The following is a 23,220-nucleotide window of genomic DNA, read 5'->3' as shown; positions in this document are numbered from 1 at the left end:
TACGGCGTCGAGAGCACGGCGCCGCCGGTGACTCTCACACGACAATCGGCATTCGAGGGGACACACCCATGTTTCGTCATACCGACCATCTGCAATTCGACGTCAAGCCCGAAAAGCCGGACCCGGTCTACGCCCGAAAGCTCCAGGAGCTGATCGGCGGTGCGTACGGCGAGATGACCGTGACCATGCAGTACCTGTTCCAGGGCTGGAACTGTCGAATGCCCGGCAAGTACAAGGACATGATCATGGACGTCGCCACCGAGGAGATCGGGCACGTCGAGATGATCGCCACCATGGTGGCGCGTCTCCTCGAAGGCGCACCCGCAACCGAGTCGACCAAGAACGCCGCCGCCGACCCGGTGGTCGCAGCGGTACTCGGCGGCATGGATCCGCAGCAGGCCATCATCTCCGGTGGCGGACCGACCCTCTCGGACAGCAACGGTGTGCCGTGGAACGGCCGTTTCATCGTGGCCAGCGGTAACCTGCTCGCCGACTTCCACGCCAACGTCGCCGCCGAAGCGCAGGGACGGGTGCAGACCGCACGGCTGTACAACATGACGGACGATCCGGGCGTCAAGGACATGCTCCGGTTCAACCTCGCCCGCGACACCTACCACCAGAACCTGTGGCTGGCCGCCATCGAGGAATTGAAGGCCGACGGCATCGAACCGAGCCCGATCGCACCCAACGCGCTGTTCGACGAGGAACATTCCGAACATGCGTCGAGCCTGTGGCATCTGTCGGACGGAGCAGCCGCCGATCAGGGACGCTGGGCGCACGGCACCGGACCCGACGGCACGACACCCATGTCGTTCCTCGCCGACCCTGTCCCGCTGGGCGACGTCGCGAGCGCACCGCCGCCGGACCCGAAGCTGTACGCGACCTACGACGGTTCCCAGGGCAAGCCTCGTTCCGCCGCACTGGGAACGGAGAAAGGACTCGTGGGCAAGGTCAAGGACGCCCTCGACCCCGACACTCCCTGATTCTCCCTTTCGATGCAACCGCCCCGGCTCCTGCGAGCCGGGGCGGTTGCGCGTGAAAGTACCTTCCCGACGGTTCGTTTCGTTATCCGATTGTTTCGTGCCGCGAGGGAGCGGGAAGGCTTCTTCCATGAGCACCAACATCTTCGTCCTCGGACTCACCGACATCCAGCGCAAGGAACTGGAGACCGTACGCGGTGCCGACCAGCTGAGCTTCTACGGGTTGCTCGACTACGAAAGCCTGGTGGAGCCCGACGAATACGTGTTCGACGACCTTCTCGACGCATGTCGGCGCGAACTGGACGCCTTCCCCGGTACCGTCGACGGGATCATCGCCCACTGGGACTTCCCCACCAGCGTGCTCGCTCCGATCCTGGCCGCCGAACGCAACATCCCCTCGCCGTCGCTGCGCAGCATCGTCGCCACCGAGCACAAGTACTGGAGCCGCCTGGCCCAGAAGGAATCCGTTCCCGAGTGCGTCCCGCAGTTCAGCTCGTTCGATCCCTTCGACGACAACGCACTCGACAGCATCGAGCTCGATTTCCCGTTCTGGGTCAAGCCCGTGAAATCGCATTCCTCGCAGCTGGGATTCGAGATTCGCAACGAGCAGGAGTTCGCCGAGGCCCTCGTCGAGATCCGGGAGAAGATCGGACTGGTCGGCAACGCATTCGACGAAGTGCTGCGCCGCGTCGACCTTCCGGACGAGATCGGGGAGAGCTCCGGCACCACCTGCCTCGCCGAGCAGGTCGTCAGCGGGATCCAGGCCGCCCCCGAGGGCACGATGTTCCAGGGGCAGTTCGGCATTCACGGTGTCTTCGACATGCGCAAGGACGCGGCGGGGCACAGTTTCGAGCGCCTCGACTACCCGGCGAGCACCGTGCCCGACGAGGTACAGGCACGCATGATCGACATCACCGAGCGTTACCTGCGGCACGTCGGCTTCGACAACGGCTGCTTCAACTCCGAATTCATGTGGGACGAGGAGAACGACGAACTCTGGCTGATCGAGGTCAACACGCGAATCTCCCAGTCGCACAGCGAATTGTTCGCCAAGGTCGACGGGAGTTCCAACCACGAGGTGGCCATCGACATCGCGCTCGGCCGGCCGCCCCGGATGCCGTACCGGCAGGGCGAATCCGCCGTCGCGGCGAAGTGCATCATCCCGCGCTACGAGGACGGCATCGTCACGTCGGTGCCCACGGAAGCGGACATCGCCCGCCTGCGTGAAACGATCCCCGGCGCCCTGGTGTGCATCGACGTCGCTCCCGGCGACCGGCTCGCCGACCTGCCCAACCAGGATGCCTATCGCTACGAGCTGGGCACCATGTACATCGGCGCCGACAGCGTCGAACAGCTCGGGCAGCGCTATCGGCAAGGACTCCAGGCACTTCCGTTCACCTTCGATCCGGTGCCGGAGAACTGAGAGGAGGTCGGCATGCGCACGATCACAGACCTCCCGAACGAGGTCCGTGTCATCGAGAACGTCTTCATCACGATGCGTGACGGTGCGCGGCTCGCGGCAAGGATCTGGCTGCCCGTCGACGCCGAACAACACCCCGTGCCCGCGGTATTCGAGTACATCCCCTACCGTAAGCGCGATACCACCCGCGGACGGGACGCACTGAACCATCCCTACGTGGCCGGCCACGGCTACGCCTGTGTACGAGTGGACATGCGCGGAAGCGGGGACTCCGACGGGGTGCTGCGCGACGAGTACCTCGCCGACGAGCACGACGATGCCTGTGAGGTCATCGAATGGCTGGCGTCGCAACCGTGGTGCGACGGCTCCGTCGGCATGATGGGCATCTCGTGGGGTGGCTTCAACAGTCTGCAGGTCGCCGCGCGCCGGCCGCCGGCCCTGAAGGCGATCGTCAGCGCGTCCGCCACCGAGGATCTGTACGTCGACAACATGCACTACATGGGTGGTTGTCTGTTGTCCGACAACCTGTCCGAGGCGACGGTGATGTTCGCCTTCAACAGCCTGCCCCCCGACCCCGCGATCGTCGGCGACCGGTGGCGCGAGATGTGGCACGAACGGCTCGAGGGCAGTGGACTGTGGATCGAGAAGTGGCTCGAACACCAGCACCGGGACGACTACTGGAAGCGGGCCTCCGTCAACGAGGACTACTCTGCCGTGCAGTGCCCGGTCCTCGCCGTCGGCGGCTGGGCCGACGGGTACACCAATGCCATCTTCCGGTTGATGGAACATCTCGACGTCCCCCGGAAGGGACTGATCGGGCCGTGGGGCCACAAGTATCCGCATCTCGGCGTCCCCGGCCCGGCGATCGGTTTCCTGCAGGAGGTCGTGCGGTGGTGGGACCACTGGCTCAAGGGCATCGACACCGGGGTGATGGACGAACCGATGGTGCGGGCCTGGATGCAGGACGCCATCGAACCGAACCCGTCCTACGCGGAGCGTCCGGGCCGGTGGGTGGCCGAACCGTCGTGGCCGTCACCGAACATCGAGAACCGCCGCTTCACCTTCGATCGGCATGCGCTGCATCCCGACGACGACGGCACCCTCGCGGTCGACGAGAGGCCGCTGCCGCTCCGATCTCCGTTGAGTGTGGGCATGTTCGCCGGCAAGTGGGCCTCCTACGCTGCGACGCCCGACCTGCCGTCGGACCAGCGTGAGGAGGACGGCGGTGCGCTCGTCTTCGAGACCGAGGCGCTCGACACCACGACGGAGATCCTCGGTCGCCCCGAGGTGGAACTCGAGGTCTCGTCGGACAGCCCGGTGTCGATGCTCGCCGCCCGGTTGTCCGACGTCGCGCCGAACGGCGAGGCGACACGCGTGACCTACGGGTTGCTGAATCTCACCCACCGCGACAGCAGCGAGAAACCGGAAGCTCTCGAACCGGGCCGGCGTTATCGGATCCGGATCGAGCTCAACGGGATGGCCCACGTGTTCCCGGCCGGGCACCGCCTCCGGTTGTCGCTGTCCACCTCCTACTTCCCCCTGGCGTGGCCGTCCCCGACACCCGCCGAGGTCACGGTGTACACCGGTGGACATCTGCATCTGCCGGTGCGGCCACCGCGACCGGAGGACGCACACCTACGCGAGTTCGGGGAGCCGGAGACGGCTCCGGAACTCGGGATCACGCTCCTGCATCCGGGTGAACACCACTGGCGGACCACCCGCGACCTCGCGACCGGCGTGTCGACTCTCGACATCCTCGACGACCAGGGGTCGTTCCGGATCGACGAGACCGGCACCGTGATCCGGCGCCGCACCCAGGAGTGGTTCAGCTTCGGCGGCAACGACCCGAATTCGGTGCGCGGTGAGACCCGCACCCTGCGCCGCTACGAACGGGACGACTGGCGCACCGAGGTCCGCACCCGCACGATCCTCACCTCCACTCCCGAGGAGTTCGTGATCAACGCCGAGCTCGATGCCTTCGAACTCGACGACGATCACGGCGATCGACGGGTCCATGCGCAGAACTGGCAGCGCCGGATCCCACGGGACCTCGTGTGACACGCACATCGGCAGCCCACCCCGCGCCGCGCCGGGTGGGCTGCCGATGTTCTGCGCGAACGATACTCACGCACTCCTGCGTGAATCGTTGCCGACGTCGAAATGCTCGTCGTACCAGCGTCTCGCCTCGTCCAGGACACCCTTGCTCAGCCGCGCATGGGGACGGACGTCGACGAGCAACGGTTCGTGATCGGGACCGCGTCCGACCATCCTTCCGGTGAGGATCCACGCGAAGCGTCCGTCCTCCTCGTCGAGCTCGGTGTACTTGCAGAGACGTCGGGCGACCCAGTCCTTGACGGGGCGCCGCCACCACGGCTCGGGGGCGAGGGTGGTGACCGAGAGCCCCGGCAGCGTCAGGTTCGCCTCGTGGTCGCGGCTCGGTCCGTCCTCGGCGTCCGCTGCCGGTCCCCTCGAATATCTCAGGTACAGCAGCGGATCCGTCGCGAGATCGGCGATCTGGTCGAGTGACGTGACGAGTGGGATGTCGTCGGGGTCGGGATGGAATCTTCGGACGGACGTGTTCACCTTCTCCTCCTCCTGCCGACACTCCAGGACGAATTCGAAGAGTTCCCCGCTCCCCGACCGCGAAACCCCGCCACCCGGCCGGGTCAGTAGGCGCCGTCGCTCGCCAGCACCGCCCGCACCGTCTTCACGACGATGAGCAGGTCCTGCACCATCGACCAGTTCGCCACGTAGAACAGGTCGAGCCGGATACGGTCGGCTTCGGCCAGATCGGATCGGCCGGAGACCTGCCACAGTCCCGTCATGCCGGGACGCACCAGGATGCGGCGGGGAACGAAGCCCGGGATCTTCTCCCCCTCACCGACCGCGAGGGGACGTGGGCCGACGAGACTCATGTCGCGGGCGAGGACGTTGAACAGCTGGGGCAGTTCGTCGATGCTGGTGCGGCGGATGAACCGTCCCACGGGCGTGATCCGCGGATCGCGGGCGGACTTGTAGAAGGTCGCGTCGTCCTGCCCGGTCTGCGTGCGAACTGTATCGACCATCCGGTCGGCGTCGACGACCATGGACCGGAACTTCCACATCCGGAAGACCGTGCCGCCCAGTCCGACGCGTTCCTGCCGGTAGAAGACCGGGCCGCCGTCCTGGAGTTTGATCAGCGCGGCGACCACGAGCATGCCCGGCGCCGCGACCGTCAGGGCAAGGACCGCACACGCGAGGTCGAAGGTCGTCTTGGCCAGCCGGTGCGATCCGCGGTACTGCGGCTCCTCGACGTGCACGAACGGCAGTCCGCCCACGGGGTGCATCGACAGTCGCGGCAGAGCGATGTCGGTGACGCCGGGAGCCACCACGAGATCGACGCGGTAGGGCTCGAGCTCCCAGGCCAGATCGCCGATGTCGCCGTTGCCCCAGTGGGTTCCGGCCGCGATCGCGACGGTGTCGGCGCCGGAGAGCTTGACGGCGTTGATCACGTCCGTCTCCGCTCCGAGCACCGGGATCTCCTGACCGGCGACGGTGATGACGCGGTCGGTGTCGCCCGTGTGCCCGGTGGTGCACACGCCGACGACGCGGTATCCGGCCGAGGTGTCGCGGACGAACGATCCGACCATCGCATCCACCGCGTGTTCGGAACCGACGACGAGCACCGACGTCCTGAATTCGCCCCGGACGCGGCGCCGCTCGATCACTCGACGGCACCACCGCCGACCGAGAGGCAACGTGACCAGTCCGACGGGAAGAGCCACCAGCAGATAGGCCCGAATCGTGTTCAGGTCGGTGGCGAACGAGTCGACGACGAACGATGCGATGGCGAGCAAGCCGAAGGTCTGCACAGTGGCCCTCGTGACGAGCCGGTATTCCTCCTCGCCACTGCCGACGATCGGATCCTTGCGAGATCCGTTGAGCGCGAGCACCGCAAGCCACATACCCGCCACCACGGCAGCCGATCCGATACTGTGGGCCACCCCATCGATGGTCCAGCCGGCCTGCTGTGCCAGAGCTACGGTCACGATCACGATCGCCGTATCGGTAACCGTCAACGACCTCCGGTAACTCCGCTGCCAGCGCCGGCGCGGGACACTCCCGCGACCGTCGCTCGTATCGCGGGCCGGCACACTGCTGCGCGCCAACTCGGGTCCGATCCCCATGCTTCTCCTGCTTGCCTACTCCACCCAACAGCGTGGCCCCGACAGCCCGATAGTCGTTTTGGTGCTTTTGTCCGTTTGATCGGACGACGTGCGAGTTTCGTTTCAGTGCAAACGACCACAGTGTCGCAGGCAACATTCGCCCGCGAGCGGATACCGAAACGGTCCGAACAGAGTGCGAGTCGGTCTATTTCGCGGGACCACGCACGAGGGAGCAGCATCGAACGGAGTTCGGTCGGCGGCATCGAGACATGGCAATCCCCCATCCCAACCTACGGCTCCCGACCCGGGAGAACCGTACAACAGGGACGAACCACCGACAAGAGTAGAGCTACTCGTCGGTAGCATGATCTGAGTCACCCCGGTCCGACCCTCTCGCCCACCCAGTCTCGGATACGCCGGCGAAAGTTCTCCGAGGAGAGCCGCGCCACCGATCCGTCACCCCCCTTCGGCACCGCGTCGATCGCCGCGATGCACTCGGCGACGGCCTCGACCGTGTCCTCGTGGAAGCGCAGGCCGTCGACACCCTCCGCAACCGTCTCACCAGCACCTCCGAGCGCATTGACGATCACACGCGCTCCCGCTGCCCGCGCCTCGACGGGCATGATCCCGAAATCCTCCACCGCAGGGAAGACATAGACGTGCGCCTGCTGGTAGAGCGCGTAGAGGAGAGCATCGGACGGCCGTGCGAGGACGTGAACCGGCACCGCCGCTTCGGCGGCGAGCTGCCGCAGCCGGCCCTCCTCCGGTCCGGATCCCGCGATCACCGAGGGCACCCCGGCGAGGTCGGCGGCCCGGATCACCCAATCCAGTCGCTTGTACGGTACGAACCTCGATGCTCCCAGCACGAAGATCTCGGGAAGCCTCTCCAGCAGGGCGGATTCGACCGAGGGCAGTTCATCACGCCAGTCGGGCACCGACGAGATGCGGGTCGTCTCGACGGGAGGAAAGATCACACGCGCCTCGACATCCCAGGCCCGCTCGATGCGCCGGCGCACGAAATCGCTGTTCGCAGCGAAGTGCGCACCCTCCCGCGCGCGGAGCCGATCGAGGGCCCGCAGCGGGGGCGCGGCGCACCGCACCGCGAGCGAGGCACCCCGATCGTCCAGCTCAGGATTCCACAGATAGCGCGCGGGGGTGTGCACGTAGACGAACTTCTCGAACCCGCTCGGGGCGCTCCGGAAGGTGACGTGATGAGCGAAGCAATGCGAGCTGACCAGCGCGAAGTCGTACGAGCCGGGTCGCCGCCGCCAGACGTACGGCATGGCGGACAGGGCAAGCGCCTTGTTCCGTCGCAGGGGTGTGCGCGCCAGGCCGCTCTCGTGGACCGTCCGATCCGGATACCGATCGGCGTCGTCCCAGAGGCACAGCACGTCGGAGTCGGGGAAGGTGCGGACGAACTCGTCGAGAACCTTCTCCGAACCTCCGTCGCGTGCGATCCATTCGTGCACCAGGATTCCAGGCACAACCATCCCTTCGAAAACCCCGAATCGTCCGAGGGGTACTTTATGACCCTGCCGGGAGTGAGCGGTAACGGGCCGGAGTGGTGCCTCGATCCGAATGCGTCCGAACGACAAGAAGATTCAGGGTTGAACCACGGGTCGAGAAATCACCCCGTCTTTCACCCCCTCGACAGTGGAGGTCACGGAGTGGATGTGCAATACGCATCGTGGTTCGGTGACGCCGAGTCTCCCCTCCTCGGCCACGTCCACCTTCCCTCCGGCGGCCGCGCACGCGGCGCGGTGGTGCTGTGCCCGCCTCTCGGCAAGGAACATCTCGACACCTATCGGGGGGTCAAGGCCCTCGCCGAACAACTCACCGAGCGCGGACTCGCGGCATTGCGTTTCGACTACGAGGGCACCGGCGACTCCGCGGGCGATCAGGATTCACCCGATGCGGTCGAGGCATGGCAACGCAGTGTCGCCGCGGCGGTCGCGACCGCACGTGCCGGCGGCGCCGCACACGTCACCGTCGTGGGATTGCGCGCGGGAGCACTGATCGCAGCCACCTCGCTACCGCAGTGCGGTCCGGTCGATGCCGCAGTCCTGTGGGATCCGATCGTTTCGGGACGCGCATTCCTACGCGAACAACGCGTTCTCTATCGCCTCGCCCTCGGCATGGACCACCCCGACGATCCACGGGTGTCGATGATCGGTGGAGTGCTCGCCCCCGAGGCCGCCGAGGCGCTCGGCGCTCTGAGGATCGATCCACGCTCTCTGGCCGGCGCACGAACCCTGCTTGCCACCCGGCCCGCGGCCCGTGAAACCACAGCGGTCGCCCGGCTCGCCGCAGCACTCGAGGCAGATGAGCTCTCCTTGCACGGCCATGAGTCCTTCACCACACCCAGCACCCTCCACCCGGCGATCCCGACCGGTCACCTCGGCCGCATCGCCGACTGGATCGGTGCTGCCGCACCGAGCTCGACCACGGAAATCCGCTTCCCCGACCGGAAACATGCGGTGGTCGCGACGACCGACACCGGAGTTCCGATCACGGAAAGCGCGGAGTACCTCGGCCCGAACTCGATGTTCGCTCTTCGGACCCAGGGGGTGAGAGGCGCGGGCTCCGCCGGTTCGACGGTGTTGTTCTTCGGGACCGCGTACGAACACCGGGTAGGGCCGAGCCGACTGTGGGTCGAACTCGCGCGCAGTCTCGCCGCGCACGGCGTCTCCTCGATACGTTTCGACAGGACCGGCGTGGGCGACACCGGCACGGCGCACAGAGCGGCCCCCACTCCGCTGTACTCGGACACGTCCGATCGCGACGCAGAAGATGCCGTCGCCTCCCTCGGCGTCGCCCCACGGGATCTCGTCGTGACGGGACTGTGCTCCGGAGCATGGTACGCGGCATGGGTCGGCATCCGAGGGCACGCGCGCACCGCTGTACTCGTGAACATGATCCTGTGGTCGACCCATCGACGGAAGTCACTGCGGAACATGCTCGCTCCCCCTGCACCCGAAGCGCCCGGAAAGGTCGACAACAGTTCCGTTCCTCTTCGCGCCCGCATCAAACCGTGGGCGCAGAAACATCTCCCGTACCGGCTGTGGCTGTTGCTCGGGTGGTTCGGCGTCACACAGGTGCCCGAAGTCGTACTCGAAGCGCTGCGACGTGCAGACGTTTCGACCACGGTCGTGCTGTCGGCCCAGGATCATCGTTCCTTCGAATCCCAGCGCGGAGGGGAGGGCCTGATGCGGTTGCGACGCCGCGGATTCACCGGTCACATCATCGCCGGACCGGTGGGCGACCACGGCGGCTATCACCGCGACGGCCGTGAATTCCTCAGGTCTGCTGTCACTTCCACCATCCTCGGCGAGTTCGGGACAGTGCCGGTCGAGCCGATGAACAGTGAGCGCGCCTCGTGACGACGCCTGTCCTGCTGCTCGCCCTTCCGGCAGTGATCGCGCTGTTCGCGCTCTTGTATCTACGAGCGCAGAACGGTCTGCTGATCGTCGCGGCCCTCACTCCGCTGCACGGTCTGCTGACGATCGTGCCCGGCGGGCAGGCACTCGCGCCATGGAAGGAAGGCGTTCTCCTCCTCACTCTCGCAGCCACATTCGTCAGTCCGTACCGTCGCCGACTTCCCGCTCCGTCGTATCCGTGGTGGCCGGCTGTGGCCGCCTGGGTGGCGATGGGCGTACTGTCCGCTCTTGCCGTCTCCGGACTCGCCGGCATCACGGCGCTCAAGATCACGTATTTCTATCTGGTCATCCCTGTCATCCTGTGGCGTGCGCCCTTCGACGCCCGCGACCGCGATCGCCTCGTCACGATCGTCATGGGTATGGGGGTACTGACCGCGGTGGTCGGTCTCGCACAGCAGGTCATCGGCGGAGAGCGACTCGCCGAACTCGGCTATCGCTGGGACGAGCATCTCCGCACCACCGGTGGGATCCTGCGCAGTTTCAGCACCTTCACCACGCCGTTCGCCTTCGGGTTGTTCGTCATGATCTCCCTGATCGTCGGTTGCGCAGTAGCGTTCGCCGACCCGCATCGACTCCGCAACAAGGTGTTCCTGTGCGCAACGCCGATCATGCTGCTCGGCATGGGTGTGACCATCGTGCGCGCCAGCTATATCGGGCTGGCGGTCGCCCTGTTGTGGTTCGCGATCCACCGCTACCGGGCGTTGTTCCTCGCCTTCGGCAGCATCGCGGCGCTCGTGCCGATCGTCCTCGTCGCTGCGCCGAGTTCGGTTCTCGCAACGCTGTTCTCCTCGTCGAGTCTCGGCGAACGCGGCGACGGATGGTCGCAGACCATGTCGTCACTGTGGGTGCACCCCTTCGGCCAGGGACTCGGCGCGACCGGCTCGGCCGCGTCCAAGAATCTCGGTGACGGCAACCCCATGCTGTCGGATCTGTCGTTGCACGCCGCAGTGCAGTTCGGGTTCATGCCCTATCAGCCCGACAACTACTACATGAAGCTCGCCGTGGAACTGGGCCCCTTGGGCGTGTGGTTGTTCGTTCTCGTGCTCGTGTGCGCCGCGGTCTCGACACTGCGCGCATCGCGGATCATGAGCGGGCAGGATGCCGCCCTCGCACTCGGTGTCAGCGGCACGATCGTCGCGGCAGCGATCGCCTCCACGGTGGCGACCTATCTCGAGATCTTCCCTCTCGACGTCTATTTCTGGCTACTGTTAGGAACTGTCGGATGCGCACTGACCCAACGCTGGTCACTTCACCGAAACTTGCCCCCCACATCGGATTCGGCGCCCTCGCACTCCGTCCGTCCGGTAGTGGCGTCCAGACCTACGTCCGGGAACTCCTGAACGCGCTCGACCTCCTGCTCCCCGCAGCGGCGCTGCGAGCCTCCGTGCAACATGACGCGACGGGCGAGTTGCCGTTTCGCGTGGCCCCGCACGTGCGGCCGGTCGCCGGTGGAGTGCGACGGATGCTCTACGCCAAGATGCCCGTGTGGGGCGTCGACTTGTTCCACAGTCTCGACGTCGACGTCCCTGTTCGGTGTTCCGGCGTCACCGTCTCGACGTTCCACGATCTGGCCGTCTTCGACACCCCGTGGGCATTCGGCAAGTATCGTGCGGCCGGTGAGCGCGCCCTGTTGCGAGATGCCATGAGGCGAGCGGACGTGCTCGTCGCGGTCTCGAACTTCACCGCCGAACGTCTGCACGCCCTGTGCGGTCGCGAGGCCGTGGTCACCCCGCTCGCACCCGCGGTGTGGGCGAAACCTCCCACCCCCGAGAAGGTACGGGGTATCCGCAGGGCCTACCGGCTGCCCGAACGGTTCGTCCTGCAGGTCGGCACCGTCGAACCCCGCAAGGACGTCGCGCTCGTCGCCGACGCGTGCCGCATCCTCGACATCCCCCTGGTGCTGGCCGGGGCCGGGTCCACCGGCCCCGACGCGCCGGCCGGTTCGATCGGTCTCGGTTACGTTCCCACCGCACACCTCCCGGCACTGTATGCCGCGGCGAGCGCCGTCGCGTACGCCTCGCGCTACGAAGGTTTCGGGTTGCCGCCGCTCGAAGCGATGGCGTGCGGGGGCGCGGTGGTGACGAGCGCCGTCGGTGCCCTGCCCGACATCGTCGACGACGGAGCACTGCTCGTCACCGAACACACGGAGACATCGTGGACCGCGGCGTTGCGGGTGGTCGTCCACGACACCGATACCGCCGATGCGCTGCGCGCACGCGGACGCGAGGTCGCCGCGACCTCGACCTGGAGGCGCACCGCCGAGCTCACGCGCGACGCTTACCGCATCGCAGGCCTGAGAATCTGAGAAGGCCGCCGCCGTGGGCAGACATTCGCTGGCCGACCGCATGGCCGAGACCGTCGTGATGGAACGGATCGCCGCGGCGCACGACCCCGGGGGCACTCTCCACGAACCCCGGACACCCCGGCTCGACGGGCGTGCCGCGCGGCGCAACACCGTCGTGATGCTCGGCAGCCGGCTCGCCGTCGCGTCGATGGGCTGGGCCGGTTCGATGATCGTCGCCCGCGCGCTGGCACCGGACGACTTCGGCAAGTTCTCCTTCGTCTTCGGTCTGCTCGGGTTGCTGTCCGTCGTCACCGATCTCGGCGTGGGCCGCGTGGTGCTCGCCAAGCTCGTCGAATGCAATCCGTGGGAGGTCTCCTACGTCACCACCGCGTTCATCGCGTTGCGTGGCGTGCTCGGTCTGCTCGGTTACGCACTGGCCATCGGGTACGTACTACTCCTCGGATACTCCTCCGATGTCGTCTGGGCGACGGTGATCGCGGGGCTCGTCGTGGTGATCGCGACTCCCAACAACGCCCTGTCCGTCATGTATCAGAGCCGGTTGCGGATGGCATCGGTGGCTGTAGCCGAGACCTTCGGCCAACTCGCCCAACTGATCGCCACCATCGCTGCCGTGCTGTGGAATCCGGTGCTGCTCGTACTCGTGGTGCCGGCCGTGATCAACGAAATCGCCGGGGCGGGCATTCTCGTGCGCGGCGTACGTGCGGGGAAGGCCGGCCCCCTGCCCGCCGCGCGCGCCCAGTTGTGGCGCTGGCGGGAGATGCTCGTCGAAGCGATCCCGCTCAGCATCGGTTTCGCTCTGCTCACGGTGCTGTCCAAAGTCGACATCCTCATGCTCGGCCGCATGGACACCTTCGACTCGGTAGGTCTGTACACCGTCGGCTACAAGTTCGCCGATCTTCTGTCGATGGTCTCGTCGACGGTCGTCGGTCCCGTGACCACGCTGCTGGTCGCGACCTGGCCGGCGCAGAGCGAACAGTTCCGCCACCGCACACGTGAGGCGGCGATGCTCCTCGCGGTGCTGGGTGCAACAGCTGCTGCCGCCTTCTGGCCTTCGGCCGACGGCGTCCTCTCTCTCCTCTACGGCGATCGGTTCGCCGACGCCGCCGACGCCTCGCGCTTACTGGTACTGGGCAGTGCCCTGTCGATGCTCACCCAACTCGGTCTCACCGTGCTCATCGCGACCGCTCGACACCGGGTGTATCCCTGGGTCGCAGCGGCCGCGCTCGTCGGGAACGTCTGCGCGAACCTCGTGCTCATCCCCCGCATGTCGTTCGACGGGGCAGCTCTGGCGACCGCGCTCACCGAGGCCGCGATGCTCGTTGCGATCTGGATCGTCGTGGCCCGTACGGTGCGGATCGGGCGCTTGTTCCCCTTCGCAGAGACCTGCGCGATCGCACTGCTGGGTGTTGCGGTGGCCGTGTGGATGTCGCTGTTCGCGGAGCGCTACGATCTCCCCTGGCCCGTCACCGCCGTCATCTCGGCAGTCTGTGTTCTGGCCGGAACCCACGTCCTTCCCATCACCGGCGGGCTCGGCCTCGTCGGTCTCGTCAAGTCCCGTTGAGGTTGCAGTGTCCCTTCCGCGGTCCATGCCACTCCGCGCCGTCGTCACCCTCGTCGGTGTGTTCGCTCTGTCGTGCACCCAGAGCACCGAGGCACGCGACTGCCGGACCGATCTGACGGGCGGAAGCCTGGGAATTGCGACCGGCTCCGGCCTGGATACCCTCGACGACACCGATCTCGGGGCGTACATGTCGGCGGTCGCCGACAGCGGTGCCGGCTGGATCCGGTTCGACATGGACTGGTCGATCATCGAACCGGCGCGTGGTCGCTTCGACTGGAGCGGCACCGACCGCGTCGTCGCCGCGGCCGAGTCGCACGACTTGCAGGTGCTGGGCCTGCTCACCCACACCCCGCGCTGGGCGCGGACATCCGAGGTCGAGCCCGAGGACACGCACGGCATGCCCGCCGACCCCGGCGAGTTCGGACGCTTCGCGGGCGACGTCGCCGATCGTTATTCCGACACCGTCACGCACTGGGAGATCTGGAACGAGCCGAACCTGACGGCCTTCTTCACCCCGCAACCCGATGTCGGCGCGTACGCGGAGATGCTCGTTGCGGCGTCGGATGCCATCCGCAACGTCGACCCCGGAGCAGTGGTGGTCACCGGCGGCTTGTCCCCCGCCACCGACAACGGATCGGACATCGCGCCCACGACGTTTCTCACCGAACTGTACGACCAGGGTGTTTCATGGACCTTCGACGTGGTGGGCATGCATCCTTACAGCTACCCGGCCCTGCCGTCCGACGCGTCGACGTCCGACTGGAACTCCTTCTACCGCATGCGCGAGATGCGCACCGTCATGGTCGAAAGGGGAGACTCCGACAAGCCGATCTGGGCGACGGAGATCGGGGCGCCCACCGGAACGGGCACCGACGCTGTCGGGTTCGCGGAGCAAGCGGAGATTCTGCGCGACGGGATCACCGAACAGCGCGCGCTGGGATTCGTCGACAAGCTGTTCGTCTACAGCCTCCTCGACCGGGGCACCGACGTGTCCGATCGCGAGCAGAACTTCGGGGTCCTCGCGCATGACGGGTCGCCCAAACCGGCCTGGGACGTGCTGCGCACGGCGGCGGTCACTCCCGGTTGCCTCTGATCACGAACGGTTCGACGTGAGGGCGTCGCGCGCGGCCAGGCGCAGGGGACGGACGAGACCGGCTCCGAGGTCCGCGGCGCGCAGGGTCCACCGGTGGTGCGGTCGCGAAGTGGGAACGGCGACGATCCGCCCCACCCGGTAATCACCGTTCGCCCACTGCTCCTTGAATTCCGATGTGCCGAGCAGATAGTCGAAGCGGTTGATGCCCAGTTCGTCGTGCCGATCGGTCAGCCGTCGCTGCAGCAACTGTCCGGGCTGGTGACGGCGCACCTCGGGATGGAAACGGCCGATCCACATCTCCGCCGTCGTGCCGGTGCGGAACATGATCTCGTGGGCCATCCACCGGTCGCCGACGAGTAGACCTACGACGAGCAGCCTTCCGGCACGGGCCTCGGCGTCGAGCAACGGCCGGGTGAAAGCGGTGAACGGAGGCGCACAGAAATCGTCGCGTCCGCTGTGCTCGTCGGCGGCCGCAGCGACCGCGGTGATGTCGGACCATCTCTGCGCGAGATGGTCCGGATCGCACACCACGTCGACGGAGGCCGGGGTGCCCTCCCTTGCCAGCGAACGTTCCAGTCGGGACAGCGTCTTCAGTGTGCGTCGACCGCGCAATGATTCGGCGCCGGCACCGGTGGCGAGATCGATGGTCAGGCATCGTTCGGTTCCGACGATGTCGACGCTCCACCGAGGCGACGCCTGCAGCATCTCCACAAGAGGGTCGGTGAGATCGACGTGGTCGAGTTGCAATGCCATGTTCCGGTCGGCGATGCCGTCGAGCAGATCGGCGAGTGCCGCCTCGTCGGTCGCGAGGAAGGTTCCTATCGTCGCGAGGCCGTGGGCCGGCAGCCGGAGCGCGGTGACCCCGAGTCGGGTGCGGGCGTGCAGGGGCGCGAGTCCGACGAGTCGGCCACCGCGCCGGACGGTGCACACCGCCGATCGTCCGCGTCCCATTCGGTTCCAGGCCAGCGCGTACGAAGGCCGGGTCGCGACACGCTGTCCCAGCTCCTGCGCGAGGTCGTCCCATTCCGTGAAGAGCCGGGTGGCCGATGCCTCATCGTGGATCTCGAAACTCACGGTGCGCATGCACCGGATTCTTCAGTCCACGAATCCTGCATCTTTCGGTCCTCTCCTCGTTACAGTGAATTCGCGGCATCGGTCTGCCGCTCGCTCCACGAGAAGAATCGTAGATCGGTGGCGCGACGTTACGACCGATGCCCGAATTGTCCGTTCTACCACAGGAGAGTCGATGGGTCGTCCAGCACGCGCCATACTTACCGCAGTCCTCGCGTGCTCCCTCGCAGCACTCGCAGCGTGCGCCCCACCGATCCAACCGACTCCACCGACGACCTGCGGGAGTGATGACATCGGCATCGCGGCCGGCGCCCCGCTGATGTACCTGCCGGACACCGAACTCGACCGCGAACTCGATGCGATCCGTGCGGTGGGCGCTCGGTGGCTGCGCGTGGACATCGACTGGTCGGTGATCGAACCGAACCGCGGGCAACAGAATTGGTCGATCCCGGACCGCGTGGTGGACCGCGCTCGCACACGCGGACTCGAAGTGGTCGGCATCATCGCGTACACGCCGGCCTGGGCGCGCGTCGCGGGCGGAGCCGACACCCACGGATATCCCGCCGATCCGGCGGCGTTCGCCACCTTCTCCCGCCAGGTCGCGCAACGTTATTCGACCCGTGTGAGCCATTGGGAGATCTGGAACGAACCGAATCTGACCGGTTTCTTCCGGCCCCGGGCCGACATCGGGAAATATGTCGAACTGCTCGCGGCGGCGGCACCGGCCATCAAGTCCGTGCAACCCGGCGCGCGCATCCTCAACGGTGGCCTCGCCCCCGCTGTGGACGACGGCACCAACATCTCACCGGTCACCTATGTGCAACAGCTCTACGCACGAGGTGCACAGCAGTACTTCGACATCCTGTCGATCCATCCCTACAGCTATCCGGCGCTGCCGAACGACGCGAGCACACAGAGCTGGAACACCTTCTATCGCATGCGCCTGATGCGCGACACCATGGTGCAGTACGGCGACGCGGCCACCCCGATCTGGGCGACGGAGTTCGGCGCCCCGACCGGAACCGCCTCGAACGCAGTGAGCGCACAACGGCAGGCGGACATCATCGCAGCCGGCATCGCAGAGGCACGCCGGCTGGGCTGGGTGCAGAAGGTGTTCGTCTACTCGATGCGCGACCGCGGGACGAACCAAGCCGATGTAGAGCAGAACTTCGGCTTGCTCTACCAGAACTTCACGGCGAAACCTTCACGCGCCGTTGTCGCTTCGGCCGCACAAGCATGCACGACCGTGAGCGATTCGCTCGAGATCACGACCCCGCCCGCAGTGGATCCGGTCTGGTGATCATCAGGAGCCGAACGCGTCGGTGACCCCGTCGAGGATCCGATCGAGAATCGGCGCCGACGTCGCGAAGTTGATGCGCAGAAAGTTGCGCGCTCCGGAGCCGAACCGCACCCCGCCGTCGGCGAGGACGCGTCCTCGATCGCGCACCGTCGACACCGGATCGTCGATGCCGAGCGGTCCGGTGTTCAACCACGTCAGGTAGGTGCCCTGCGGCAGGTGATGCCGCAAGGCCGGGATCCGTTCGCGCAGAACCTCGTCCACCCGCCGGCGATTCCGGTCGAGGACGCGCAGCAGATCGCGCTGCCACGCGTCGCCCTCACGCCACGCCGCGAGCGTGGCGGCCACTCCCGGAACCGAGACCGTCCCGTACAGGTCGAAGGGTTCCGCGTCCCGGCGCTTCAGCAGGGTCTCGGACCCGTAGTGCACCACCGCGCACCGCATCCCTGCGAGATTGAACGCCTTGCTCGCAGAGGTGAGCGTGACGGTGCGCGCAGCGACCTGCGGCCCGAGCGACGCGAACGGGATGTGCCGATGCGGTTCGTAGATCAGCTCGGCGTGGATCTCGTCGCTGACGACGAGCATGTCGAACCGTTCGGCGAGGTCGGCTATCCGCTCGAGTTCCTCACGTGTGAGCACCCGCCCGGTGGGGTTGTGCGGATCGACGAGCACCAGCACCCGCGGACGACGCCGCGCCACCAACGGCTCGAACGTCTCGAAGTCGAGCACCCACCCGTCTCCTCGATCGACGAACGGAAAGTCGATCTGCTGCAGTCCCATCCGCCGCAGCGACGCCAGGAACGGCGGATAGCTCGGTGTCTGGATCGCCACCGCGTCCCCGCGCGTGGTGCTCAGATGCAGCACGAGCTGTAGTGCCTGGATGAGATCCGTCTGTTCACGGACGGCACCGGGATCGGGTGCCCAGCCGTAGCGCGTGCGCATGCGCTGCGCGAACTCCTCGCGCAGCGGCGTGCCGTGGAACCAGTCGGGATAGCCGAGATCGCTACGGTCGACCAACTCGTGCAGCGCACGCGCGATCGGCGGTGCGACCGGGAAATCCATGTCGGCGACCCATGCGGGAGTCAGCCCACCGGCTGCCGCCCGTGCCCACTTGGCACCGGACCGCGCCGCCAGGGCGTCGAAGTCGAGGTCGTCGAACCCGGGCACGCCAGGACCGCCGACCGAGAGGCGCTCGTCGCTGGTCACGGGGAAAGAATCGCATGGTTCCCGGCGCTCCGCGCGCCGAAGTCAGGCCGCCGGTCGCTGGCCGGTGACGAAGAAGATCAACCGATCGGCGACGTCGACGGCCTGGTCGCCGAAACGCCCGTAGAAACGCGCGAGGAGTGCAGTGTCGACCGCCGTCCGGATATCCCCGTCCCACTCGGGGCTCTCGAGCAGGGCGAGCAGTCGCGAGTGCACCGCATCGAGTTCGGTCTCGATGGCATGGGTGCCCTTGATCGTCTCGAGGTCGAAGTCGGTGAATGCGTCGCGCAGGATCGCAACGATCTCCGCCGCGAGCTCGGCCATCCGGCGAAGATCCTCGCGCAGAAGGTCGGAGACCAGCGACTCGGGATGGCGGCGCCGTACGACCCGCGCGATGTGCAGGCTCAGCTCACCCATCCGGGTGAGATCGCCGGTGATACGAACCGCGGAGAACACCAACCGCAGGTCGGCGGCCACGGGACCCTGCAGGGCGAGGATCCGTACCGCTCGCTCGGAACAGTCGGTGTCGAGTTCGGCGATCCGCGCGTCGAGATCGAGGGCGGCCTGAGCTGCGTCGAGATCGGTGTCGAACAACGCGTGCGTGGCCAGGTCGAGCCCTTCGGCGGCAACCGCTGCAAGCTCGCCGAGGCGTCCGACCAGGTCGTCGAGCTGCCCTCGGAACAATTCCCTCATGTCTCGCTCCCTCCTCGTCGCAGTCGTCGACCAGGAGCCTAACGACGCGCGTCGACGACGCTCTCTGCGGCGACGTCCTCGGTGGACGATACAGAGCTCACGTCGTCGTCCATGCGGGCGAGATGAGCCTTGATCCATTCGGTGCTTCCCGGCGTCGCGGTGCTGTGCTGCGGGGTGCCGGCAATGCAGATAGACAAATCGATTCCCTCGTCGTGACGCCGATGTGCTCGGCTGCGCAGGCCACACCCATCCCCTGGAGTGACCGTCATCACTATAGCGTGTCGGGGTAGGGATTCAACTCGAGCGGAAACCGGGTCAGGGACGTGGCGACGTCTCCCAGTGCTTGCCGTAGCCCTGCTGTTCCGCGTAGCCCTGCTGTTCCGCGCTCCGGCCCGGGCCGGAGCGGACGGTACGGGTGCCGGGTCGTAGGGAGCGGTCTCCACGGCCGGGCCGCGACGGCGAGCCGGGAGCAGGGGCATCCACTCGCGTCCGGCACCGAGCACGACGAGACGCGTGGGCACCTCGATCTCCGCCAGCGCACGGAGGGTGTCCTCTGTCTCCGCACGCTCCTCCGCCCCGGCCTGCAGCACGACCACGGCGAGCGCGAGCCCTTCGGTGGGCACTCGTGTCCACCACTGATCGCCGATCCCGCAACTCACGAACCGATCGTCGACGTCGGCGAATGCATCGGTCTCGATGGTCACGCCGCCCCCGTGCAGAAGCAGTACGGAGTCGCCCAGCGACACACGTTGCCGAAGCATGACGACAGTGTCGAGCGGCAGAGTCGTCCGGGCGTCTCTCTCCACCTGCACGGCCGAGCGGTAGCGACGCGCGACGCGCCGGGCCCATGCCGCATTGTTCGTCGCGCCGAAGCGCCCGTTCAGCGCGACCAGCAACTCGGCGACGAGGACGAATACGGCGAGGAACGCCACCGCGGCTTCGGCCCGAGGTTGAGGCGACACCTTCGCCCCACTGCCTGCCGGCACCGACAGCACCTGGAGGTATTCGAGGCTTGCGCCCGAGCGTGCCTGGCGGAGTTGTTCGAGGCGGGCATCGAGGTCGGCCTGCACCGCCGGGTCGGCCGTACCCTCCTCGCCGGCCGCGGTGCTCGCGGCGAGGTCGGTACGCAGTCCGCCGACGATGGCGTCGAGTTCGGCGATGCGTGCATCGAGCGCTGCCCGGTTCCGATCGGTCTGCGCGCGGTCGAGCTGGGTGACGACGACCTGTGCGAGATGATCTGCAGAGGCCTGGGACTCGGCTCGGGCGGTCACGGTGAGCAAGGTCGGTGACGAGCCGTACCCCACGTCGATCCTCGATGAAAGTCCCGCAGGGTCGTCGTTCGCCTCGGTCGCGATCGCGGCCACGACCGCCGAGTCCTGAGACAGTGCGACGTACGGCGCGATGAGCTGCCCGAGCGTCGCGTCGGATCCGGACACCGCGGACGCCGAGCGGATCTCCGCGACGAGCGATGATTCGTACACACCGGGACCGTTGTCACGAACGAAGAACACCGCGACCGCGGCGAGGGCGGCAACGAGTGCGGCGGGCACGGCCACACGGGCGAGATCGCGGGCATGACCCACGAGATCGACGGTCGGTGGGACACCGAGTTCGCGACGCAGTTCGGCGTCGCGGATGCTTCGTTCGGACACGATGCACTGGCCTTTCGCTGTCGCCCTTCACTGGGCAGGTCGACAGTGTGTCGCACCGAATCGGGCAAACGTTACTCGTCCGTACAGTCCGTCAACTGCCGAGCAGCCAACGCGGACGCGACCACATCTGCCAGGTCTCCGCGACGCGTGCTCCGGCGGCGAGATACAGCGGTGTGACGCGCGGCCTGGTGAGCCCGCACATCGCGACCGGGCCGCGCTGCGCGTAGGTGTGGGCGGCGCCCGCTCTGATCAACCGGTTCGCGAACCCGCGCCGTTGGCGTCCCGGGTGAGTTCCGAGCGACCACACCGTCCGGATCGCCCCACTGTCCACGAGCAGCGCACAGCACTGCAGATCCCCGTCCTCGACGATGCCGACCACCTCGACGCCGGGGGTCCGTGCCATGGCATCGGCGTAGGCGACGGCAGCAGTCCCGGGCGCGATCCCGAACGTCCCGGCGGCGAGTTCGCGGGCATCCGCCATATCGGCTTCACCGAGCGTTCGGAAGCCCGGGTCGACGGGAGCGTCATGAGCCACGAGACAGGTCAGATCCAACGATCCGGCACACACCCAACTGTGGTCGGCAAGGACCTGCGCAGCACCGAGTCCGTCTCCGGCGAGCAGGACGATCGACGGGTTGCCGGCTTTCGTCAGGGTCTCGTAGACGTGTTGTACCCGGGTGGTGACATCGCCACCGTGGACGAGAGCGAGGTTGTAGTCGGGGTCGGGGGCACCGGTGATGCCCACCCACCAGCCGTCACCGGCGGACCAGCCCCCGCCGGACGTCAGTGGACGCAGACTCTCACCGTAGGAACGACGCAGCTGCGGCAACGATGTGAGACCCGACGCGGTCGAAGCGGCCTCCACACATTCTCCCTTCCACGGCTCACGCACTCTCGGACTGCCTTCTCCGGGCCACTACAGAAACAGCATCGGCGGCACCCCTGGGGGTGCCGCCGATACGGACGTGCTCGAGGATCAGGACTGGTTGCCGATCAGATCGCGCAGGAACTTGATCACGAACTGGAGAGGATCCACGGGCTCCTGCTCCGATTCGGGAGTCTGAGGCACCTGGCCGGACTCGGGAGCGACCTGGGTCTGCGGTGCCGACTTCGCCTGCGGAGCAGGAGCCGACTCGCCCTGCGGGGCGGACTCGCCGCCGCCGACCGTCACGGGGATCCCCCCGGTGAAGGGGCGACCGGACGCGTCGAAGATGTTCTCGTACTGCGTACCCGAGGCGTCCTGGCAGCCCCAGAAGACGTTGTAGGTGCCGTCGGTGATCGCCTCCGGGCCGGCCTGCGCGGGTGCGCCGTCCCTGATGTACAGCGCGCTCGAGGTGCTGGTGTTGGTCACCGAGAAGCTCGTGCCGGCGGGCTGCGCATCGATGCGGCCCGACGGATCGGCCGTGTCGACGGTGCCCGGCTTCAGGACGTAGGTGACGCAGGTGACGCCGCGATCGACGTCCGCCCGGCTCAGATCGAAGTCGACGACGATGGCGCCGTTCTCCACATTCGCCGATACGTTCGGCCCCGCAGCGGACGAGATGCCCGGCACTGCCAGTGCCAGCAGTGCGGCACCCGACGCTGCGACGGCAGCCTTCTTCGCAACAGAATTCATCGATTTTCCTCCCCGTATTTTCGATGTCGGCGACCGCTTCGTGAACGGCACGCCGTCGACCGTGCCCGACGCGCGTAGAACGCGGGCACATATACCGGAACGTTACCGCGAGATGTCGGTACTGTCGCGACGAGGGGCATCGTCGGTCCGGGCGGCACGAGCGACGTGCCCGAGAGCACGAGCCGGATCCACGAGCTCGCGCACCCACTGCCCGAGCGTAGCGATTTCCGGAAAACCGTTGACCCCCTTACGGTCCCGAACAACCGCACCGAGCGCGGTACCGAAAATGTCCGGCAGCTCCTGCGCCATCCGCCCGGCACGCAGCAGCCATCGGTACCGTGCGCAGGCGATCGCAGAGCGGGGAGTCCGCTCGGTCAGGAGCGACAGAATATCCCCGCCGGAAATAGGTGAAGCCCCGGCAATCGTGGTGGTGGATCGGCCGGGGCTTCGGCACGGACCGGTGATGGGGGTAACCGACCCGTGCGGTCGTCCTCACATGGGGGGACAGGAGGACGACGCGGAACCGAGTCTAGACACGAAAAATTGTTACTCGCGAGTACCGCGTCGGCGGTGATGCGGCGTGTCAGGAACTCACGGGAGGATTCGCAGAATCACGCTGCTCGCGCTGCATCTCGACGAGTTGTTCCTCCCTCTCGGAGACGAACAGGAACCGACCGACCGCGAGCGCGCCGAGAGCCGAAAGGCTCAACCACGCCGCCAGCGCCGATGCGATCCACACCCACATGGC

The 23,220-nt window shown here is 67.1% G+C and carries 19 protein-coding genes; 9 read left to right on the top strand and 10 right to left on the bottom strand.

What is annotated here, in order from left to right; genetic code table 11:
* Positions 1 to 68: 68 nt before the first annotated feature.
* The 3 genes from A8G18_RS08725 (at position 69) to A8G18_RS08715 (ending at position 4,458) form a co-directional block, all read left to right on the top strand.
* Positions 69 to 983, top strand: a complete 915-nt coding sequence (locus A8G18_RS08725; RefSeq protein ID WP_016931903.1) for a manganese catalase — start codon at positions 69 to 71, stop codon at positions 981 to 983.
* Between the two features lie 127 nt (positions 984 to 1,110).
* Complete coding sequence (locus A8G18_RS08720) at positions 1,111 to 2,403, top strand: ATP-grasp domain-containing protein (RefSeq protein ID WP_064063554.1); 1,293 nt, start codon at positions 1,111 to 1,113, stop codon at positions 2,401 to 2,403.
* A 12-nt stretch (positions 2,404 to 2,415) separates the two neighbouring features.
* Entirely contained in the window at positions 2,416 to 4,458 is a 2,043-nt protein-coding gene (locus A8G18_RS08715) for a CocE/NonD family hydrolase (RefSeq protein ID WP_064063553.1), read from the top strand.
* 66 nt (positions 4,459 to 4,524) lie between these two features.
* On the opposite strand, the gene A8G18_RS08710 is transcribed toward A8G18_RS08715, so the two are convergent.
* From A8G18_RS08710 to A8G18_RS08700, 3 genes are all read right to left on the bottom strand, one after another.
* Positions 4,525 to 4,983 carry a DUF6098 family protein gene (locus A8G18_RS08710; protein WP_016931906.1) on the bottom strand — a complete coding sequence of 153 codons (459 nt, stop codon included), beginning with the start codon at positions 4,981 to 4,983 and terminating at the stop codon, positions 4,525 to 4,527.
* A gap of 83 nt (positions 4,984 to 5,066) precedes the next feature.
* Positions 5,067 to 6,566 (bottom strand): sugar transferase, encoded by a 1,500-nt coding sequence (locus A8G18_RS08705; RefSeq protein WP_064063552.1) that lies wholly within the window; start codon positions 6,564 to 6,566, stop codon positions 5,067 to 5,069.
* Positions 6,567 to 6,919: 353 nt separating this feature from the next.
* Complete coding sequence (locus tag A8G18_RS08700) at positions 6,920 to 8,035, bottom strand: glycosyltransferase (RefSeq protein WP_064063551.1); 1,116 nt, start codon at positions 8,033 to 8,035, stop codon at positions 6,920 to 6,922.
* A gap of 183 nt (positions 8,036 to 8,218) precedes the next feature.
* Between A8G18_RS08700 and A8G18_RS08695 the strand changes: the two genes are divergently transcribed.
* The 5 genes from A8G18_RS08695 to A8G18_RS08680 are packed head-to-tail and all read left to right on the top strand — an operon-like array spanning position 8,219 to position 14,941.
* Positions 8,219 to 9,925 carry a serine aminopeptidase domain-containing protein gene (locus tag A8G18_RS08695; protein WP_245207809.1) on the top strand — a complete coding sequence of 569 codons (1,707 nt, stop codon included), beginning with the start codon at positions 8,219 to 8,221 and terminating at the stop codon, positions 9,923 to 9,925.
* Entirely contained in the window at positions 9,922 to 11,322 is a 1,401-nt protein-coding gene (locus A8G18_RS22735; RefSeq protein WP_147290697.1) for an O-antigen ligase family protein, read from the top strand. The genes A8G18_RS08695 and A8G18_RS22735 overlap by 4 nt, the downstream gene beginning before the upstream one ends.
* Complete coding sequence (locus A8G18_RS08690; protein ID WP_026002796.1) at positions 11,205 to 12,287, top strand: glycosyltransferase family 4 protein; 1,083 nt, start codon at positions 11,205 to 11,207, stop codon at positions 12,285 to 12,287. The genes A8G18_RS22735 and A8G18_RS08690 overlap by 118 nt, the downstream gene beginning before the upstream one ends.
* A 13-nt stretch (positions 12,288 to 12,300) precedes the next feature.
* Positions 12,301 to 13,848, top strand: a complete 1,548-nt coding sequence (locus tag A8G18_RS08685) for an oligosaccharide flippase family protein (protein WP_232284657.1) — start codon at positions 12,301 to 12,303, stop codon at positions 13,846 to 13,848.
* A 25-nt stretch (positions 13,849 to 13,873) separates the two neighbouring features.
* A complete protein-coding gene (locus A8G18_RS08680) occupies positions 13,874 to 14,941 on the top strand; it encodes a cellulase family glycosylhydrolase (protein WP_016931913.1) in 1,068 nt (355 codons plus the stop codon).
* Here A8G18_RS08680 and A8G18_RS08675 read toward each other — a convergent pair whose 3' ends face one another.
* Complete coding sequence (locus A8G18_RS08675) at positions 14,942 to 16,024, bottom strand: GNAT family N-acetyltransferase (RefSeq protein ID WP_016931914.1); 1,083 nt, start codon at positions 16,022 to 16,024, stop codon at positions 14,942 to 14,944.
* A gap of 163 nt (positions 16,025 to 16,187) precedes the next feature.
* Between A8G18_RS08675 and A8G18_RS08670 the strand changes: the two genes are divergently transcribed.
* Positions 16,188 to 17,312: a GH39 family glycosyl hydrolase gene (locus A8G18_RS08670; RefSeq protein ID WP_064063549.1), complete on the top strand. Its 1,125-nt coding sequence runs from the start codon at positions 16,188 to 16,190 to the stop codon at positions 17,310 to 17,312.
* Positions 17,313 to 17,315: 3 nt separating this feature from the next.
* Here A8G18_RS08670 and A8G18_RS08665 read toward each other — a convergent pair whose 3' ends face one another.
* From A8G18_RS08665 to A8G18_RS23015, 6 genes are all read right to left on the bottom strand, one after another.
* The gene (locus A8G18_RS08665) at positions 17,316 to 18,515 is read right to left on the bottom strand and encodes a MalY/PatB family protein (RefSeq protein ID WP_064063548.1); all 1,200 of its coding nucleotides are present in this window, start codon (positions 18,513 to 18,515) and stop codon (positions 17,316 to 17,318) included.
* Positions 18,516 to 18,557: 42 nt separating this feature from the next.
* Positions 18,558 to 19,205: a phosphate signaling complex PhoU family protein gene (locus A8G18_RS08660; RefSeq protein ID WP_064063547.1), complete on the bottom strand. Its 648-nt coding sequence runs from the start codon at positions 19,203 to 19,205 to the stop codon at positions 18,558 to 18,560.
* A gap of 38 nt (positions 19,206 to 19,243) precedes the next feature.
* Complete coding sequence (locus A8G18_RS08655) at positions 19,244 to 20,857, bottom strand: hypothetical protein (protein WP_064063546.1); 1,614 nt, start codon at positions 20,855 to 20,857, stop codon at positions 19,244 to 19,246.
* Between the two features lie 91 nt (positions 20,858 to 20,948).
* The gene (locus A8G18_RS08650) at positions 20,949 to 21,722 is read right to left on the bottom strand and encodes a GNAT family N-acetyltransferase (RefSeq protein ID WP_064063545.1); all 774 of its coding nucleotides are present in this window, start codon (positions 21,720 to 21,722) and stop codon (positions 20,949 to 20,951) included.
* Between the two features lie 111 nt (positions 21,723 to 21,833).
* Complete coding sequence (locus tag A8G18_RS08645) at positions 21,834 to 22,472, bottom strand: hypothetical protein (RefSeq protein ID WP_016935452.1); 639 nt, start codon at positions 22,470 to 22,472, stop codon at positions 21,834 to 21,836.
* Between the two features lie 583 nt (positions 22,473 to 23,055).
* On the bottom strand, positions 23,056 to 23,217 hold the full coding sequence (locus A8G18_RS23015; RefSeq protein ID WP_016933265.1) for a hypothetical protein: 162 nt from the start codon (positions 23,215 to 23,217) through the stop codon (positions 23,056 to 23,058).
* Positions 23,218 to 23,220 lie beyond the last annotated feature (3 nt).

The organism is Rhodococcus gordoniae, from assembly GCF_001646655.1.
Classification (GTDB): Bacteria; Actinomycetota; Actinomycetes; order Mycobacteriales; family Mycobacteriaceae; genus Rhodococcus; species Rhodococcus gordoniae.
The sequence above is the reverse complement of the archived record's forward strand: the minus strand, read 5'-3'. Positions and strand labels throughout refer to the sequence as shown.

Coding starts and splice junctions, on each gene's coding strand:
- A8G18_RS08660 (WP_064063547.1), bottom strand. CDS start 19,205: ATGAGGGAATTGTTCCGAGGGCAGCTCGACGACCTGGTCGGACGCCTC.
- A8G18_RS08705 (WP_064063552.1), bottom strand. CDS start 6,566: ATGGGGATCGGACCCGAGTTGGCGCGCAGCAGTGTGCCGGCCCGCGAT.
- A8G18_RS08670 (WP_064063549.1), top strand. CDS start 16,188: ATGGGTCGTCCAGCACGCGCCATACTTACCGCAGTCCTCGCGTGCTCC.
- A8G18_RS08715 (WP_064063553.1), top strand. CDS start 2,416: ATGCGCACGATCACAGACCTCCCGAACGAGGTCCGTGTCATCGAGAAC.
- A8G18_RS23015 (WP_016933265.1), bottom strand. CDS start 23,217: ATGTGGGTGTGGATCGCATCGGCGCTGGCGGCGTGGTTGAGCCTTTCG.
- A8G18_RS08680 (WP_016931913.1), top strand. CDS start 13,874: ATGCCACTCCGCGCCGTCGTCACCCTCGTCGGTGTGTTCGCTCTGTCG.
- A8G18_RS08720 (WP_064063554.1), top strand. CDS start 1,111: ATGAGCACCAACATCTTCGTCCTCGGACTCACCGACATCCAGCGCAAG.
- A8G18_RS08725 (WP_016931903.1), top strand. CDS start 69: ATGTTTCGTCATACCGACCATCTGCAATTCGACGTCAAGCCCGAAAAG.
- A8G18_RS08675 (WP_016931914.1), bottom strand. CDS start 16,024: ATGCGCACCGTGAGTTTCGAGATCCACGATGAGGCATCGGCCACCCGG.
- A8G18_RS08700 (WP_064063551.1), bottom strand. CDS start 8,035: ATGGTTGTGCCTGGAATCCTGGTGCACGAATGGATCGCACGCGACGGA.
- A8G18_RS08645 (WP_016935452.1), bottom strand. CDS start 22,472: ATGAATTCTGTTGCGAAGAAGGCTGCCGTCGCAGCGTCGGGTGCCGCA.
- A8G18_RS08690 (WP_026002796.1), top strand. CDS start 11,205: ATGCGCACTGACCCAACGCTGGTCACTTCACCGAAACTTGCCCCCCAC.